The following is a 16,706-nucleotide window of genomic DNA, read 5'->3' on the forward strand; positions in this document are numbered from 1 at the left end:
GGCCGTGAGGGCCGGCGTGGACCAGGAGGTTGCGGTGCGTGTCGACCTGCTCACCCGGGAGTACCCGCCGCACGTCTACGGCGGAGCCGGGGTCCACGTGGCGGGACTCACGGCGGTGCTGCGGCGGACGATCGACGTCCGCGTGCACTGCTTCGACGGTCCGCGGGACGACGCGGGGGTGCTGGGCTACCGCGTCCCGGCCGAGCTCGCGGGTGCGAACGCCGCATTGCAGACGCTGGGCGTGGACCTGGAGATGGCGGACGCGGTGGGTCGCGTCGGCTCGGACGGCGTGGCCAGCGACCTGGTCCACTCCCACACCTGGTACGCCAACTTCGGCGGTCATGTCGCCGCGATGCTGCACGACCTGCCGCACGTGATCACCGCGCACAGCCTCGAGCCGTTGCGCCCGTGGAAGGCCGAGCAGCTCGGCGGGGGCTACGCGCTGTCGAGCTGGGTCGAGCGCACCGCCTACGACGCGGCCGCCGCGGTGATCGCGGTCAGCGCGGGCATGCGCGAGGACATCCTGCGCGCGTACCCCTCGGTCGCACCGGACAAGGTCAAGGTGGTCCACAACGGCATCGACCTCGACGGCTGGCGCCGGCCCACGAGCGACGCCGACCGGGCCCGGGACGACGCGACCGTGCGCGCGCTCGGCATCGACCCGAGCAGGCCCGCCGTGGTGTTCGTCGGGCGCATCACGCGCCAGAAGGGCCTGCCCTACTTCCTGCGGGCGGCCGAGCAGCTGCCGCCCGAGGTGCAGCTGGTGCTGTGCGCGGGTGCCCCCGACACCCCGGCGATCCTGGCGGAGGTGACCGGCCTGGTGGACCAGCTGCGCGCCAAGCGCTCGGGCGTGGTGTGGATCGAGCAGATGCTGCCCCGCACCGACCTGATCGCGGTGCTGTCGGCCGGGACGGTGTTCGCGTGCCCGTCCGTCTACGAGCCGCTGGGCATCGTGAACCTCGAGGCCATGGCCGTGGGGCTGCCGGTGGTGGGGACCGCCACGGGCGGGATCCCGGAGGTCGTGGACGACGGCGTGACGGGCTGGCTGGTGCCGATCGACCAGGTGCAGGACGGCACGGGCACGCCGCTCGACACCGACGCGTTCGTGGCCGACCTCGCCGCCGCGCTCAACGAGGCGGTCAGCGACCCCGCGCGCGCCCAGCAGTGGGGCGCTGCCGCTCGTCGGCGGGTCGAGGACCACTTCTCCTGGGACGCCATCGCCGAGCGGACCCTCGAGGTCTACCGGGCCGCCACGGCGTAGCCGCTGCGCCGTGATCGGCGTGGCCGCTAGAGCGCGGGGAAGGTCGCCGCGGCGGCGATCGCGCGCCGCGACATGCGGTCGACGTCGCGCAGGGCGGCCGAGCGCTGGTCCGCCTGCCACAGGCTCACCGCGCCGCCGTCGTCCTTCGTGGCCAGGGCGACGATCGCCCGCAGGCGCGCGGCGCTCGCCAGCACGCGGGCGCGACGGCCGTCCAGGTGGTCGGGCATCCGCCAGTGCGGCAACGCCGCCCCGCGCAGCGCCACCACGAGCTCGGCATCGTCGGGGCGCCACTGCGCGACGTCGAGGCGCACCAGGGCCTCGGTGACCGTGATCAGGCCCTGGCGCAGGTCACGGTCGGCGTCCTGCAGCGAGCCGTTGCGGCCGTGCGTGGCGATCCGCCAGTCCGGGACCTCGGTGACGTGCCACGTGACCAGGTGCCCGGGCTCGAGGGCGGAACCGAACTGCTCGACCTGCGGCACCGCCGCGACGCACGCCGTCGGCGTCCGGACGAGCAGGCACTCGCCGGCGTCGATCGCGGCCGGGCTCACCTGAGCCGGCGCTGCGCCCGCGTCTCCCGGAGCCAGCACCAGGGCGGCGACGTCGATCGGACCGCCGGTCCAGTCGTCGATCACGTCGCCCAGCGGGACGGCGGAGCCGTCGCCCTCGATCACCTCGTGCGGTTCGTCGTCGCCCTGCACGGCGCGCAACATCGCCGCCCGGTCGGGTCGTGCGCCCGCGGCGTCGGGCGCCAGCCACAGGGCGAGCAGGACGGATCGGGGCAGGTCCAGAGGGGCGTCCACGAGGACAACGGTAGGCGAGCGGTGTCCGCCTCAGCCCAGACGTGCGTGCCGCGCGCCCGGGGCTCGCGCGCTCCCGGGCGCCCGTTAGGGTCATGCCATGACCGACGTGCTCGACCTGCAGGCCGTGACGATCCGCCGGGGGCTGACGACGATCCTCGACGAGGTGTCGTGGACCGTCCGGGAGGGCGAGCGCTGGGTGGTGCTGGGGCGCAACGGCGCCGGCAAGACCACGTTGCTGCAGGTCGCGTCGGGTCGCATGCACCCGACGGCAGGGACCGCCGAGCTGCTCGGCGAGCGGCTGGGCAGCGTCGACGTCTTCGAGCTGCGGCCGCGCATCGGGCTGTCGAGCGCCGCCCTGGCCGACCGCATCCCCTCGGGCGAGACGGTGCGTGACGTCGTGCTCACCGCCGCCTACGGCGTGACCGGGCGGTGGCGCGAGACCTACGAGGAGCTCGACGAGTCGCGCGCGGCCGACCTCCTGCGCGCGTTCGGCGTGGCGCACCTCGCCGACCGCTACTTCGGCACGCTGAGCGAGGGCGAGCGCAAGCGGGTGCAGATCGCGCGCTCGCTCATGACCGACCCCGAGCTGCTGCTGCTCGACGAGCCGGCCGCGGGCCTGGACCTGGGCGGCCGCGAGGAGCTGGTCGCGGCGCTCGCGGAGCTTGCCGGGGACGCGAGGTCGCCCGTGCTCGTCCTGGTGACGCACCACGTCGAGGAGATCCCCCCGAACTTCACGCACGTGCTGCTGCTCAAGGACGGCCGGGTCCACGCGGCCGGTCCCGTCGCCGAGGTCCTGACCAGCGAGACGCTCTCCGGGGCGTTCGACGTCGAGCTCGTGGTCGACCGGGCCGGAGAGCGGTGGACCGCCCGCGCGGAGCGCTGAGGAAAGCACCAGCAGCGCGTAAAGGGAGCGCCTAGGATCGGTGAAGGAGCCCGCCCCGCACCGGGGCAGGCGTTGCCGAAGGGGGCTGCACCGTGGACTGGCTGTGGTGGGTCGGCGGGGCGCTGGTGCTCGGCATCCTGGAGATGCTCTCCCTCGACCTTGTGCTGATCATGTTCGCGGGCGGCGCGCTCGCGGGCGCGGTCGCGGCGGCACTCGGAGCGCCGATCGGCGTGCAGATCCTGGTCGCGGCGCTCACCTCGGTGGTGCTGCTCGCGAGCCTGCGCCCGTGGTTGCTGCGCCGGCTCAGGCGGCGGGTCCCGCTGGAGGAGACCAACGCCGCTGCGCTCGTCGGGCGCGGCGCCGTCGTGGTCGCGACCGTCACCCCGGAAGGAGGGCGGGTCAAGCTCAACGGCGAGGTCTGGAGCGCCCGGACCACTCTCGCCGAGGCCATCCCGCCGGGGGCGCAGGTGCGGGTGGACCGCATCGACGGCGCCACGGCGGTCGTCGAGCCGGACGCCGGCTGACCCACCATCCTCGCCCGCTCGACGTGGGCGTCCGCTCAACCCTGGAGGACATTCATGGACGACCCCAGCGCCGGCCAGATCGCGCTCTACGTCGTGCTCGCCCTGGTCCTGCTCTTCGTCATCATCGGGCTGTTCCGCGCGGTGCGGATCGTGCCGCAGGCGACGGCGATCATCGTCGAGCGGCTGGGCCGGTACTCCCGCACTCTCGACGCTGGCCTGCACATCCTGATCCCGTTCATCGACCGCGTGCGGGCGGGCGTGGATCTGCGCGAGCAGGTGGTCTCCTTCCCACCGCAGCCGGTCATCACGTCGGACAACCTGGTGGTGAGCATCGACACGGTCATCTACTTCCAGGTGACCGAGCCCAAGGCGGCGGTGTACGAGATCGCCAACTACATCACCGGCATCGAGCAGCTCACGGTCACGACGCTGCGCAACGTGGTCGGCTCGATGGACCTGGAGCAGACGCTGACCAGCCGTGACCAGATCAACGGCCAGCTGCGCGGGGTGCTCGACGAGGCGACCGGCCGGTGGGGCGTGCGCGTCAACCGGGTCGAGCTCAAGTCGATCGACCCGCCCGACAGCATCAAGGGCTCGATGGAGCAGCAGATGCGCGCCGAACGTGACCGTCGTGCCGCGATCCTCACGGCCGAGGGCGTCAAGCAGTCGCAGATCCTGACGGCCGAGGGCGAGAAGCAGGCCGCGATCCTCACGGCCGAGGGCAATGCGCAGGCGGCGATCCTCAACGCCGAGGGCGAGGCCCGCGCGATCCTGCAGGTGTTCGACGCGGTGCACCGCGGCGACGCGGACCCCAAGCTGCTCGCGTACCAGTACCTGCAGGTGCTGCCCAAGATCGCGCAGAGCCCGTCGAACAAGATGTGGTTCCTGCCGTCCGAGCTCAGCGGGGCGCTGGGCGCGTTCGCCAAGGGCTTCGGCGGTGCCGACGACGAGAGCGGTCCCTTCGCCTCGGCTCGCCCGGCGGGGGTCTCGCCGCTGCAGGACGACCTGCCGCCCGCGACGCTCACCGACCCGGCCGAGGCGCTCGCCGAGGCCAAGCGCGAGTCGGCCGCGGCGACGGCGGACGCGACGAGCGCCGGCAACCTGAGTGGACGGCCGTTCGACGCCAGCGTCGAGCTGGGGCAGCGCCCCGGACCGGGCGCGGCGCCGCTGCGTCCCCCGGCCGAGCCCGGCCCCTCGCTCACGAAGGACGACGCGGAGCCGACAAACCCCTAGCGGAGTGAGTGCTCACTCAGTTACGTTCGCGAGATGAGCACGCAGCAGGACGAGAGAGGCGCGGCCCGGTTGGGTCGCGCCTCTCCGCTGCCCCCCGACGAGCGCCGCCGCGCGATCCTGCTCGACGTGCAGCCCGTCGTGCTCGCGCGCGGCGCTGCCGTCACCACGCGCGAGCTCGCGCAGGCCGCGGGCGTCTCCGAGGGCACCCTCTTCCGGGTGTTCGCGGACAAGGCCACGCTGGTCGGCGACGCCGCGCACGCCGCGGTCGACCCGGCCGCGGTACTGCCCCAGCTGGACGCCATCGACCCCGGGCTGCCGCTGCTCGAGCGCGTGACGCGCGTGCTGGAGATCGGGTTCGAGCGCATCGGGGACACCATGCGCTGGATCGCGATCCTGCACGAGCTGGGGCGCGTCGGCCCCGGCCCGGACCAGGCGCCCGAGGACCGCAGGCGCATCCACCGTGAGTGGAAGGAGCGGCAGGAGAAGGGGCAGGCCGCGGTGCGTGCCTCCGTCGCTCGAGTGCTCGCACCGGATGCCGCCGCCTTCGGCCGCCCGCTGGACCAGGTCGTCGCGCTGCTCGACGTCGTGCTGGTGGGCGCCGCGATGCAGCAGGCGGACGCGGCTCGCCGCGGCACCGCGCCCGACACCCCCGCCGTGGAGGTCCTCGCCGACCACTTCCTCCACGGCGCCCTCGCCCCGACCACCTCCAGGAGCCCGTCATGATGCTGGTCCGACTGCTACGGGAGCACCTGGGCCCGTACCGCGGCGCCGTCTACGCCATCGTCGCGCTGCAGTTCGTGCAGACGATGGCCACGCTGTACCTGCCGAGCCTGAACGCGCGGATCATCGACGACGGCGTCGCCGCCGGGGACACCGACGAGATCATGCGGCTGGGCGCCATGATGCTCGCGATCAGCCTGCTCCAGGTGGTCTGCGCCGTGATCGCGGTCTACTACGGCTCGCGCACGGCCATGGCGTTCGGGCGGGACGTGCGCAAGCGGCTCTTCGGGCACGTGCAGACGTTCTCGGCGCAGGAGGTCGGCAAGTTCGGCGCCCCCACGCTGATCACGCGCACGACGAACGACGTGCAGCAGGTGCAGATGGTGGTCCTCATGACCTTCACCTTCATGATCATGGCCCCGATCATGCTGGTGGGCGGCGTGGTCATGGCCCTGCAGGAGGACGTGAAGCTGTCCGCCATCCTGCTGGTCGCGGTGCCCGTGCTCGCGATCGTGATCGGGCTCATCGTGTCGCGGATGGTGCCGTACTTCCGCCAGATGCAGAAGCGCATCGACGCGATCAACCGCGTCCTGCGCGAGCAGATCGCCGGCGTGCGGGTGGTGCGCGCCTTCGTCCGGGAGGAACGCGAGTCCCGCCGGTTCGGGGTCGCCAACGAGGAGCTCTTCACCACGTCCCTGCGGGCCGGCCAGCTCATGGCGCTGATGTTCCCCACGGTCATGCTGGTGCTCAACGTGACGAGCGTCGGCGTGCTGTGGTTCGGCGGTCACCGGGTCGACGACGGCATGCCCGTGGGCGCGCTCACCGCGTTCCTGTCGTACATCGCCTACATCCTCATGGCCGTCATGATGAGCACGATGATGTTCGTCATGGTGCCGCGCGCCATGGTGTCCTCGGACCGGATCAGCGAGGTCATCGACACCTCCACCACCGTCCTGCCGCCCCTCGAGCACGTCGCGCTGCCGTCCGGACCCGGGTCTCGTCCCGGCCTGCTCGAGCTGCGGGACGTCGAGTTCCGCTACCCGGGCGCCGAGGCGGCCGTGCTGCGCGGCGTCAGCCTGACCGCCGAGCCGGGGCGCACCACGGCGATCATCGGCTCGACGGGCTCGGGCAAGACCTCGCTGCTCAACCTCGTGCCGCGCCTGTTCGACGTGACGGGCGGGCGGGTGCTGCTCGACGGCGTCGACGTGCGGGACCTGGACCCCGAGGAGCTCTGGGCGCAGGTGGGGCTGGTGCCGCAGAAGCCGTACCTGTTCTCGGGCACCGTCCGCTCGAACCTCGAGTACGGACGGCCCGGTGCGAGCGACGACGACCTGTGGCACGCCCTCGAGGTCGCGCAGGCCCGGGACTTTGTCGAGGCGCTCCCCGGGGGCCTCGACGCGCCCATCGCGCAGGGCGGCACCAACGTCTCGGGTGGTCAGCGACAACGCCTCGCCATCGCTCGGGCGCTGGTCAGACGACCACACCTGTACCTGTTCGACGACTCGTTCTCGGCCCTCGACTACGCCACGGACGCCGCCCTGCGGCGCGCGCTCGTGCCGGAGACCAGGGACGCGGCGGTGCTGATCGTCGCGCAGCGGGTGGCGACCATCCGGCACGCGGACTCGATCGTCGTGCTCGAGGAGGGCGCGGTGGTGGGCATCGGGACGCACACCGAGCTGCTGGAGAGCAACCAGACGTACCAGGAGATCGTGTACTCGCAGGTGAGCGCGGAGGAGGCGGCATGAGCGCGCAGCAGACGGTGCCCCGCCGCCCGCCGCAGCGCGGGCCGGGTCCCATGGGCAGCATGGGGATGCCGGGGGAGAAGTCGGCCAACTTCACCGCGTCGGGCAAGCGGTTCCTGCGCGAGCTGCGTCCCGAGATGCCCCGCATCGTGCTGGTGCTCGTGCTGGCGGTGGCCTCGGTGGTGCTCGCCGTGATCGGTCCCAAGATCTTGGGCGAGGCCACCAACGTGATCTTCGCGGGGTATGTCGGGAACCGGCCCGAGCTCGCGCCGTACGCGGGGCAGACCCAGGAGCAGGTGGTTCAGGCCCTGCGTGACGCCGGCCAGGACACGTTCGCGAACACGGTCTCGGGCATCCCCGGGCTGGTGCCCGGCCAGGGGATCGACTTCGCGCACCTGCGCGGCATCCTCGTCGTGGTCCTGCTCATCTACGTGGGCTCGTTCCTGTTCGGCTGGGCGCAGGGGCGGATCACGGCGGGCGTCGTGCAGCGCGTGGTCCTCGACCTGCGCGCCGACGTGGAGGCGAAGCTGAGCCGACTGCCGCTGCGCTACCTCGACTCCCACCCGCGCGGGGAGCTGCTCTCGCGCGTGACCAACGACATCGACAACGTCGCGCAGACGCTGCAGCAGACGCTCAGCCAGCTCATCACCGCGGTGCTGACGGTGGTGGGCGTGCTGTTCATGATGTTCTGGATCTCGCCCCTGCTCGCGCTCGTGGCACTCGTCACGGTGCCCTTGTCCATGATGGTCGCGGCCATGATCGCCAAGCGCTCCAAGCCGCAGTTCATCGAGCAGTGGGCCAGCACCGGCACGCTCAACGCGCACATCGAGGAGATGTACACGGGCCACACGCTGGTGACGGTCTTCGGGCGCCAGCGCGAGTCCGCCGAGGTGTTCGCCGAGCGCAACGACACGCTGTACGAGTCGAGCTTTCGGGCGCAGTTCATCTCCGGCACCATCCAGCCGGCGCTGGGCTTCCTGGCCAACCTGAACTACGTGATCGTGGCCGTGGTCGGTGGCCTTCGCGTGGCGTCGGGCACCATGACGCTCGGCGACGTCCAGGCGTTCATCCAGTACTCGCGCCAGTTCAGCCAGCCGATCACCCAGATCGCGTCCATGGCCAACCTGCTGCAGTCCGGCATCGCGTCGGCCGAGCGGGTGTTCGAGCTGCTCGACGCGCAGGAGCAGGACCCGGACCCGGAGCCGGCGCGCCAGCTGCCGTCGCCCGTGCGAGGACGCGTCGCGTTCGAGCACGTGGCCTTCAGCTACGCGGCCGACAAGCCGCTCATCGAGGACCTGTCCATCGTCGCCGAGCCCGGCCAGACCATCGCGATCGTCGGGCCCACCGGCGCCGGCAAGACGACTCTGGTCAACCTGCTCATGCGGTTCTACGAGGTGGAATCGGGCCGCATCACGCTGGACGGGGTCGACACGCGCGAGCTGACCCGCGACGCGCTGCGCTCGCAGATGGGCATGGTGCTGCAGGACACGTGGCTGTTCGGCGGGTCGATCGCCGACAACATCGCCTACGGCGTGGAGGAGGCGACGCACGAGCAGATCGTCGCGGCCGCCGAGGCCACGCACGTCGACCGGTTCGTGCGCACCTTGCCCGACGGGTACGAGACGGTGATCGACGACGAGGGGGCCAACGTCTCCGCGGGCGAGAAGCAGCTGCTGACCATCGCGCGCGCGTTCCTCGCCGACCCGACCATCCTCATCCTCGACGAGGCCACCTCGTCCGTGGACACCCGCACCGAGGTGCTCGTGCAGCAGGCCATGAACGCGCTGCGCGTGGGACGCACCTCGTTCGTCATCGCGCACCGGCTGTCGACGATCCGCGACGCCGACACCATCCTGGTGATGGAGGCGGGCGCGATCGTCGAGCAGGGCTCGCACGACGAGCTGCTCGAGGCGGGCGGCGCGTACGCCCGGCTGTACGCGAGCCAGTTCGCGGCCGCCGTGACCGAGTAGCGAATCGGGGCATAGCGGACATCGGGCGTCTGCCGGTAGCGTCGATCAGGCCCTGCAGGGGCCCCGACGCGAGGGGGAGGGCATGCGCCCGATGATGCGGCTCCTGGGCCGGTCGGCTGCCCGGGCGGTCGAGGAGGCGTCGCCGGACGTCCTCGAGCTGCGCGTCCACGGGGTCGCCAACACGCCGCCCGCCGCGATGCTGGGGCTCGACCCGACGCAGATCGAGCAGGTGGACGGCGACCAGCTGGGCAGCTTCTGGGCGGCGACGCCCCGGGCGCTGGGCACCGAACGTCCCGAGGGCGATCCGCGCGTTCCGCCGCCGGGTGTGCGGCGCGAGGGGTACTCCTGGGGCGCGATGGCCCGGCTGTCCACGGTGCCGGCGGTGGGCAGGGCCAGCGGCCTCGTCGCAGGCGTCATCCGCGCCCTGTGGGTGCTGATCATCCCGTTCGGCCTGGCGAACGTCGCCTACTGGAGCCGCGACGCCGACGAGCCGTCGGGGATCCGCCGTCCGTCGGCGGCGGGCGGGCTCGTGCGGATGTTCGGGCTCGTCCTCACCCTGCTGTGGGTCGCGACGGCGGCGACGGTGGCGCTCGGGATCGTGGGTGCGCAGTGCTACGGGCCCCGCACCACGCTCGACGTCGCGGTGCCCGGCGGCGTGGCGAGCGTCGACTACGTCCAGACCTGCACGGCGCTGCCCGACCAGCTCGACTCGTGGGCCCGCTGGTCGTCGGGCTCGCGCACGGCCGTGCTCGCGGTGCTGGCCGCGGCGGCGGTGCTCACCCTCGCCGCCGTCGGGTCCACGGGGAGGCTGCGCTACGAGCGCCGGATGTCCGGCACCAAGTCGCGCGGCAGGGCGCCGGGGACAGCCCTCGACGCGGGCAAGCCGTGGCCCATGCTGGCGCGGCCGGGCTTCTGGACGCACTCGCAGCGCTCCTCCGTGCTCTGGTACCAGCACCTGGCGGCGTCGTTCGCGCTGCTCGCGGTGCTGCTCGCGTGGCACTTCCTGTACCGCGGCGAGCCGCAGTGCTGGCAGGCGACCGGCATGGGCGCGCGCGGCTGCCTCGGGTCCGACGTGTGGGCCGCGGCCGGCAACCAGGGCTGGGCCGCGATGATCGGCCTCGGCATCCTGCTGCTCGTGGTCGTAGCGTGGCGGGTCGCGCGCCTGCGCCTCGACCCGTTGCCGCACGGCAGCGTGGCCACCGACGCGGTGCCGGACCGCGCGGTGTCCCGAGCCACGGACGCGGCCCTGTTCCTCGTCGGCGTCGCGCTGTTCGGCTGGGCCGTCGCCACGGTGGCCACCAGCGGAGATGCGCCGCTGCGCCCCGCGGACGCGTCGGCCGTGCCGTTCCTGGGCCTGGCAGCGGTCCCGAGCCTGCTCATCGGCCTCATGGTGGTGCTGTGCGTCGTCGCGGTCGGCCTGCGGGCGCGGCTGTGGGCCGGCATCTGGGTGCCCGCGGTGGTCCTCTCGGTCGGCGGAGCGGTGATCGCCCTGCTGTGGCCCGACGGGGCCGGCGGGGTCGTGACGCGGTCGGTGGTGGCCGTCGCGTTCGTCGGCCTTCTCGTCGTCGCGGTGCGTGCCAACGTGCGGCACCCCTCGCGAGCGCGCGAGGGCTGGGCCGGCCGGGGTCCGTTCGTGCTGCTCGCCACCGCCGCCGGCGTCGCGATGGTGCTGAGCGCGGCCACGGTCCTGGGAGTCGTCGCCTGGCTCGAGGCGCCCGGTGCCCCCGAGAACGCGACCGCGCCGGAGCAGGTGACGGCCGCGCTCGAGGCCGTCGGGACGGCGGACCGGCTGCGGGATCCCGTCGTGGTGGACGCGGCGTCCCCCGTTCGGCTCGTGACGCCGCCGGGATACGTCGAGTTCGCGGTGATGAGCGTGGCGGTGCTGGTGGTCGGCGTGCTCCTCATGGTCGTCCTGGCGGCGCGCATGGGAGCCCTGCGCACCAAGCCGCTGCCCGTGATCCCCGGCGACAACCCGCCCCCCCGGCCCGAGAAGGGTGTGGACCAGGCCGTGCAGCGCGGGCGCCGGCACGCCGCGCTCGCGCACCGCGCCGAGCGCATCGTCGGGATCGTGGGGACCACGTTCTTCCTGGCGCTCGTCGGGACCCTGCTGCTGCCCGACCCGGACAAGGAGGTCACGGGGTTCTGGGGCGACCTCTGGGCGCTGGGCGTCCAGTGGTCGACGAAGGCCGTGGTGCTCGTGTTCGCGCTGGTGGTCGCCAGCGTGGTGGGGGCCGGCTCGAAGAAGGCGCTGGCCAGGCCGTGGGGGCTGCTGTGGGACCTCATGTGCTTCCTGCCGCGCGCCGCGCACCCGTTCGCGCCGCCGTGCTACGCGGAGCGCGTGGTGCCCGAGCTCCGTGGGCGCATCGACACATGGCTGGGGGACGACCGCGACCCGGCGACGTTGTCCGCCTCGCGGCGTCGCGAGCTCGCCGACCGCCGCGTGGTGCTCTCGGCGCACAGCCTGGGCGGCGTGGTCGCCGTGGCCGCGCTGCTGGCCCGCTGGGACGGTCCGGCCGGTCCGTGCGACGACCGCGTCGCGCTGCTGACCTACGGCACCCAGCTGCGCGCGTACTTCGGCCGGTTCTTCCCCGAGCTGTTCGGGCCCGCGGTGCTGGGCACCACGCCCGCGGGCCGAGCCCGGCTCTGGGCTGCAGACCCCTGGACGGGCGTCGCGCCGGGCCCGGTCACCTCGGAGACGCTCACGGTGGTCGAGTCGCTGACCGCGCCCGGACCCGGGGGCGTGCCACGGACCCGCTGGCGCAGCCTCTGGCGGCGCACGGACTTCATCGGGTTCCCCGTCGACGCGTACGCCGACGACGGTGCGGGGATCGACCACCCCGCGCAGGAGGTCGACGGCAAGGCGTACCTGCTCACGATCGCCGCCCACAGCGGCTACCCGGCCGCGCCGGAGTACCGCGCGCAGCTCGACGACCTCGTGCGGACGCTGCGCGGGAGCGGCGGCTAGCGGGCCTATCCTCGGCGCATGGCACCGAGCGCGCAGGTCGACGTGGCCGAGGCGCGCGGCGGGTTCCACCGGGACCGGCTGACCTTCACGTTCTACGGCAGCTTCGTGGTGTGGGGCTGGGTGCTGTACAGCTTCAACCCGAGCGTGACGCTGCTCGCCGACGACTTCGACATCTCGCTCGCGCAGGCCGGCCTGCACGGCACCGCGATGGCCGCGGGCGGCATCGTCGCCGCGTTCGCCGCGCCCCGGCTGGTGCGGCGGTACGGGCGGCGCGCCGCGCTGTTCGTCGCGCTGGGGGCGGTGATCGCGGGCGTGCTGGCGCTGGTCGCCGCTCCCGACCTGGCCGCAAGCCTGTCCGCGGTGCTGGTGCTCGCGCTGGGCGGCAACCTCGCGATCAGCGCGTCGCAGCCGGGTCTGGCCCTGCACCACGGCCCGGCCGCGTCCGCCGCGGTCACGGAGGCGAACGGCGCGGGGTCCTCGATCGGGCTCGTCGGGCCGCTCGCGGTCGGCGCCTGCGTCGCGCTGGGCTGGGGGTGGCGACCTGCGGTGGCGGTGGCGATCCTCCTCGCCGCGGTCACCGCGGTGCTCGTCGGGCGCGTACCAGTGGGGGGCGCGATGAGCCCGCCCGCGCGCCGTGCGCCGCGTGCGTCGCGCGGGCTGCGGGCGCGCAGCACGGCCCCGGAACCGGCGGCTGTGGTCACGTCGGTCGAAGCGCTCGCCCTCGTCGGGATCGACGAGCACCCGTCGTCCGACGCGCGTGCGGCCCTGAACCGGCTGCCGGCCTGGTGCTTCCTGGCGTGCGTCGTCGCGGCGGTCGCGCTCGAGATGACGACCACGTACTGGGCCACCGACCTGGTGCGGGACCAGACGGGGGCGCAGGCGGGCATCGCGACCGCGACGACGGCCGGGCTGGTGGCGGGAATGTCGGCGATCCGCTTCGTCATGGGCCCCATCTCGCTCCGGGTGCCGCCCGCGCTCATCCTCGCGGGCGGGTTCGTGGTGTCCGTCGTCGGCTGGGCGATCCTGTGGACCGCGTCGTCCGCCGCCGTGGCGATCGGCGGGCTCGTCGTCGCCGGGCTCGGGTACGGCGTCCAGTACCCCATGTCGATCACGCTGCTCATCGCGACGGCACCGGCTGCGGGGGACTCCGCCCAGGCGCGCGCCACGCTCGCGGGCGGGATCGCGGTGGGGATCGCGCCCTTCGCGCTCGGGGCGCTCGCCGACGCGGTCGGCATCCACGCGGCGTTCGCGGTCGTCCCGGTCGCCGCGGTGCTCGGCTGCGTCGCCGCGGCCGTCGGGGGTCGCCTGACGCGCACCGGGCGCTCCTGACGCCTGGGAGAATCACCGTCGTGATCGAGCACATCGACGACCCCCGGGACCCACGGCTCAGCGACTACTTCGACCTGACCGACGTCCGCCTTCGCCGGTCCCGGGAGGCCGCCGAGGGCCTCTACATGGCCGAGAGCTCGAAGGTCATCGAGCGCGCGCTCGACCTCGGTCACCAGCCGCGCTCGCTGCTGACCACTGAGCGGTGGCTGCCGACCTTCGACGGCCTGATCGCGCGGGCCGAGCACAGGTTCGGGCCGATCCCGGTCTACGTGGGTGACTCGGAGATGGTCGAGCAGCTCACGGGGTTCAACCTGCATCGCGGCGCGCTCGCGGCCATGCACCGGCCGCCCCTGCCCTCCATGACCGAGCTCGTCTCGACCGCCCGGCGCATCGCGGTGCTCGACGGCCTCGTCGACCACACCAACGTGGGCGCGCTGTTCCGCAGCGCAGCGGCGCTCGGCATCGACGCCATCGTCCTGTCCCCGGACTGCGCGGACCCGCTGTACCGGCGCTCCGTGCGGGTCTCCATGGGCGCCGCGCTCACGCTGCCCTACACGCGGGCCACGGTGTGGGCCGACGACCTGCAGGCGTTGCGGGCCGAGGGCTTCACGCTCGCCGCACTGGCGCTGTCCGACGACTCGGTGGACCTGGCCGACTTCGCCGCGGCGCTGCCCGACCGGGTGGCGTGGATGCTGGGGTCGGAGGGTCACGGGCTCTCGAAGACCGCCCTGGCCGCCGCCGACGTCGTGGTGCGGATCCCGATGCAGCGGGGGATCGACTCCCTCAACGTCGCCGCGGCGAGCGCCGTGGCGTTCTGGGCGTCGCGGGCGGCGACCGCCTGACTCGTCGTCGACGCCCTACGCGTCCGTGAAGAGGCACGTGATGACGAACCGGATCGGCTTGTCGAAGGTGTAGGTGCGGTCGCCCTCGTTGGCGTCGCCGAGCTCGCTCACGAAGTAGGTCTTGCCGGTCTTGATGACGACGAAGGCGACCGGCGACGGCTTGGTGTAGGTCTTCAGGCCGTGCTTGTAGACGACCTTGCTGCAGTCGTAGACGCCGCCGTACTCCCAGGTCGTCGGATCGGCCCTCGGATCAAGCGGGCACGCGAGCGCGGCACCGGCGGAGCCGAGCAGCAGGGCGCCGGCGAGGCCGGCGGTGGCGAGCGGACGGCGCAGACGAGACATCTCGGAACCCCCTGGACGAGAAGACGGGCACCGCGCGTCGCGATGTCCGGAATGTCCATGCTAGGGGCCGGGTGGGAGCGGCGAGAAGGACGACGAGCGCGCGATCTCGGTTTCACCCGGAGAGCGCGGCGGGCGGCGACCGCTAGCCGATCGCGAGCCCGTCGACGACCTCGACGCCGGGCATCGCGGCGAGCAGCGCGCCCGGCAGGGCGATCTTCGAGTGCCGCACACCGCTGCCGATGACCACGAGCCCTCCCGCGTCCGGGTCGTCGACCGTGACCCGCGCGTCGAGCAGCAGGCGGTAGTCGTCAGGCAGCCCGATGGGCGTGATGCCGCCGTACTCCATGCCCGACTCGACCGTCGCCCGGTCCATGGGCAGGAAGGAGCACTTGCGCACGTCGAGGAGCCGCTTGACGGTCGAGTTCACGTCCGCTCGCGTGGTCGCCCGGACCAGTGCGGCGGCGACGCGCTCCGTCCCTTCGCGGCGGCCGGCGACGAGCACGCAGTTCACCGACGCCGACGGCGGCAGCTCGAACGCCTCCGTGAGCGCGGCGGTGTCGGCCAGCTCGGGGTCGATCTGCGCCACGAGCACCTCGTGCGCCACGCGGGGCTCGTGCTCCGCCCAGGCGGTCAGCGCCGCGGCCGTGCTCGGCGCCACGAGGTCGAGGTGGTCGAGCGCTCTCGCCCAGGTCAGGGTGCCGATCGTCATGCCCGGCAGGTTACCCAGCGTTCTGGTAGGTCGGCACGATCAGGGCGCGCGCGACGGTGTGGAACACGACGGCCGTGTTGGCCGCTCCGGGCATCACGTCCTTGCTCAGCCCGAGCGAGGGGACCGACAGGGCGTGCACGGCGAAGAAGTAGCGGTGCGCCTGGTCCCGCGGCGGCGGCGCGGCGCCCTTGTAGACGCTCTCGCCGTCGTCGCCGCGCAGCATGAACGAGCCGGCGGGCAGGGTGCCTCCCGGCGAGCCGGCTCCGCGCTCGAGCGACGTCGCGTCGCGAGGCAGGTCGACGACCGTCCAGTGCCACCAGCCGGACGGGCCCGGGGCGTCGGGGTCGAAGCAGGTGACCCAGAACGACCGTGTCTCCTCGGGGAAGCCGGACCAGCTCAGGTGGGGGCTGAGGTTCGAGCCTCGGTCGGTGTTGGTGTGCTCGTCGGGCAGGGCCATGCCGTCGGCGATGTCGTCGCTCGTGACCTGGAAGCCCGGCACGGGGGGCAGCAGGTCGTACGGGTGCGGGGCGGGGGGCCGGGTGATCGAGGTCATCCGGTCATCCTGGTGCGGGTCAGGCGCGAGTGCGCGGCGAGTCGCTCAGCAGGGCGCGGACGGGCAGGAGCCGGTCGATGACGACCAGCACGAGGCCGAGCACGAAGAAGCCGACGCCGTACAGCAGGACGTTGACCAGCAGGCCGTCGTAGCCGATCTCGGAGACGTCGACGAACGGGTACGGGTAGGCGCTGGCGGGGGAGGCCAGGCCGCGCACGGTGGCGAACGCGCAGTACGCGACGGGGTACAGCAGCCACCAGGCAGCGTGCAAGACGCGCAGGCGCCGGTGCGGGACCATCAGCACGAAGTGCACGAACGCGGCGACGGGCGTCAGGCGGTGCACGATCTCGGCCTTGGTCATCCCCAGCGCGACGACCTCCTCTCCCGGCGGAGCGGGGTCGAGGATGAGGTAGGCCACCAGCCCGGTGATGAGGATGAACAAGGTCACGGCGCCGACGAGCCACGGCGGCGGTCCGGCCCGTCGAGCCAGGGCGGCGACACCTGCCCAGGTCATCACCAGCGCGAGGAGCAGGTTGGACTGGTTGGTGAAGTACACGTAGTCGGTGAGCTCGAAGTGCGGTCCCGTGCTCGGCGCCCAGAACAGGGCGACGAAGGTGATGGCGGCGAGCGCCAGCCGGTAGGTCCCGACCGCGATCCTCATGCGTGCTCCTCGTCTCGTGCGCCGCGTCGCTGCGGCCTGCGCGAACGTATCCGAGGCCCGCTCCGGGGGCCATCGGCGCGCCGGTGAGCCCCTGGCGCAGATTGACATCGAGGTCGTGTGGGCGTGTACTGACATACTCGAACAAGTGTTCGACGAGGCGTCGGAATTGCCA

Annotated in this window: 15 protein-coding genes; 10 read left to right on the top strand and 5 right to left on the bottom strand. The window is 73.1% G+C overall.

Annotated elements, in window-relative coordinates; translation table 11 throughout:
• Window positions 1-34 precede the first annotated feature (34 nt).
• Window positions 35-1,261, top strand: coding sequence for a glycogen synthase (gene glgA, locus QRT05_RS06415; RefSeq protein WP_289446173.1), 1,227 nt, complete (start codon window positions 35-37; stop codon window positions 1,259-1,261).
• A gap of 26 nt (window positions 1,262-1,287) precedes the next feature.
• Here the strand turns inward: glgA and QRT05_RS06420 are convergent, their stop codons facing one another.
• Window positions 1,288-2,061 (bottom strand): hypothetical protein, encoded by a 774-nt coding sequence (locus QRT05_RS06420; RefSeq protein ID WP_289446174.1) that lies wholly within the window; start codon window positions 2,059-2,061, stop codon window positions 1,288-1,290.
• A gap of 97 nt (window positions 2,062-2,158) precedes the next feature.
• On the opposite strand from QRT05_RS06420, the gene QRT05_RS06425 reads away from it, so the two are divergent.
• The 9 genes from QRT05_RS06425 (at window position 2,159) to QRT05_RS06465 (ending at window position 14,269) form a co-directional block, all read left to right on the top strand.
• Window positions 2,159-2,944, top strand: coding sequence for an ABC transporter ATP-binding protein (locus tag QRT05_RS06425; protein WP_289446175.1), 786 nt, complete (start codon window positions 2,159-2,161; stop codon window positions 2,942-2,944).
• 92 nt (window positions 2,945-3,036) lie between these two features.
• Entirely contained in the window at window positions 3,037-3,468 is a 432-nt protein-coding gene (locus tag QRT05_RS06430; RefSeq protein ID WP_289446176.1) for an NfeD family protein, read from the top strand.
• 54 nt (window positions 3,469-3,522) lie between these two features.
• Entirely contained in the window at window positions 3,523-4,701 is a 1,179-nt protein-coding gene (locus tag QRT05_RS06435; protein WP_289446177.1) for an SPFH domain-containing protein, read from the top strand.
• A gap of 33 nt (window positions 4,702-4,734) precedes the next feature.
• The gene (locus QRT05_RS06440) at window positions 4,735-5,424 is read left to right on the top strand and encodes a TetR/AcrR family transcriptional regulator (RefSeq protein WP_289446178.1); all 690 of its coding nucleotides are present in this window, start codon (window positions 4,735-4,737) and stop codon (window positions 5,422-5,424) included.
• On the top strand, window positions 5,424-7,166 hold the full coding sequence (locus tag QRT05_RS06445) for an ABC transporter ATP-binding protein (RefSeq protein WP_289447367.1): 1,743 nt from the start codon (window positions 5,424-5,426) through the stop codon (window positions 7,164-7,166). The genes QRT05_RS06440 and QRT05_RS06445 overlap by 1 nt, the downstream gene beginning before the upstream one ends.
• Window positions 7,163-9,133, top strand: coding sequence for an ABC transporter ATP-binding protein (locus QRT05_RS06450; RefSeq protein ID WP_289446179.1), 1,971 nt, complete (start codon window positions 7,163-7,165; stop codon window positions 9,131-9,133). The genes QRT05_RS06445 and QRT05_RS06450 overlap by 4 nt, the downstream gene beginning before the upstream one ends.
• A gap of 82 nt (window positions 9,134-9,215) precedes the next feature.
• Entirely contained in the window at window positions 9,216-12,098 is a 2,883-nt protein-coding gene (locus QRT05_RS06455) for a proline dehydrogenase family protein (RefSeq protein ID WP_289446180.1), read from the top strand.
• 18 nt (window positions 12,099-12,116) lie between these two features.
• A complete protein-coding gene (locus QRT05_RS06460; RefSeq protein ID WP_289446181.1) occupies window positions 12,117-13,427 on the top strand; it encodes an MFS transporter in 1,311 nt (436 codons plus the stop codon).
• Between the two features lie 23 nt (window positions 13,428-13,450).
• Window positions 13,451-14,269, top strand: coding sequence for a TrmH family RNA methyltransferase (locus QRT05_RS06465; RefSeq protein WP_407650332.1), 819 nt, complete (start codon window positions 13,451-13,453; stop codon window positions 14,267-14,269).
• A gap of 15 nt (window positions 14,270-14,284) precedes the next feature.
• Here QRT05_RS06465 and QRT05_RS06470 read toward each other — a convergent pair whose 3' ends face one another.
• The 4 genes from QRT05_RS06470 to QRT05_RS06485 all read right to left on the bottom strand — a co-directional run bounded on the left by QRT05_RS06470 (window position 14,285) and on the right by QRT05_RS06485 (window position 16,534).
• The gene (locus tag QRT05_RS06470; protein ID WP_289446184.1) at window positions 14,285-14,611 is read right to left on the bottom strand and encodes a hypothetical protein; all 327 of its coding nucleotides are present in this window, start codon (window positions 14,609-14,611) and stop codon (window positions 14,285-14,287) included.
• Window positions 14,612-14,753: 142 nt separating this feature from the next.
• Entirely contained in the window at window positions 14,754-15,320 is a 567-nt protein-coding gene (locus QRT05_RS06475; RefSeq protein WP_289446185.1) for a YbaK/EbsC family protein, read from the bottom strand.
• A gap of 10 nt (window positions 15,321-15,330) precedes the next feature.
• Window positions 15,331-15,873 carry a YbhB/YbcL family Raf kinase inhibitor-like protein gene (locus QRT05_RS06480; protein ID WP_289446186.1) on the bottom strand — a complete coding sequence of 181 codons (543 nt, stop codon included), beginning with the start codon at window positions 15,871-15,873 and terminating at the stop codon, window positions 15,331-15,333.
• A 19-nt stretch (window positions 15,874-15,892) separates the two neighbouring features.
• Window positions 15,893-16,534: a Pr6Pr family membrane protein gene (locus QRT05_RS06485; protein WP_289446188.1), complete on the bottom strand. Its 642-nt coding sequence runs from the start codon at window positions 16,532-16,534 to the stop codon at window positions 15,893-15,895.
• Between the last annotated feature and the right edge of the window lie 172 nt (window positions 16,535-16,706).

Source organism: Cellulomonas edaphi, from assembly GCF_030362815.1.
GTDB lineage: Bacteria > Actinomycetota > Actinomycetes > Actinomycetales > Cellulomonadaceae > Cellulomonas > Cellulomonas edaphi.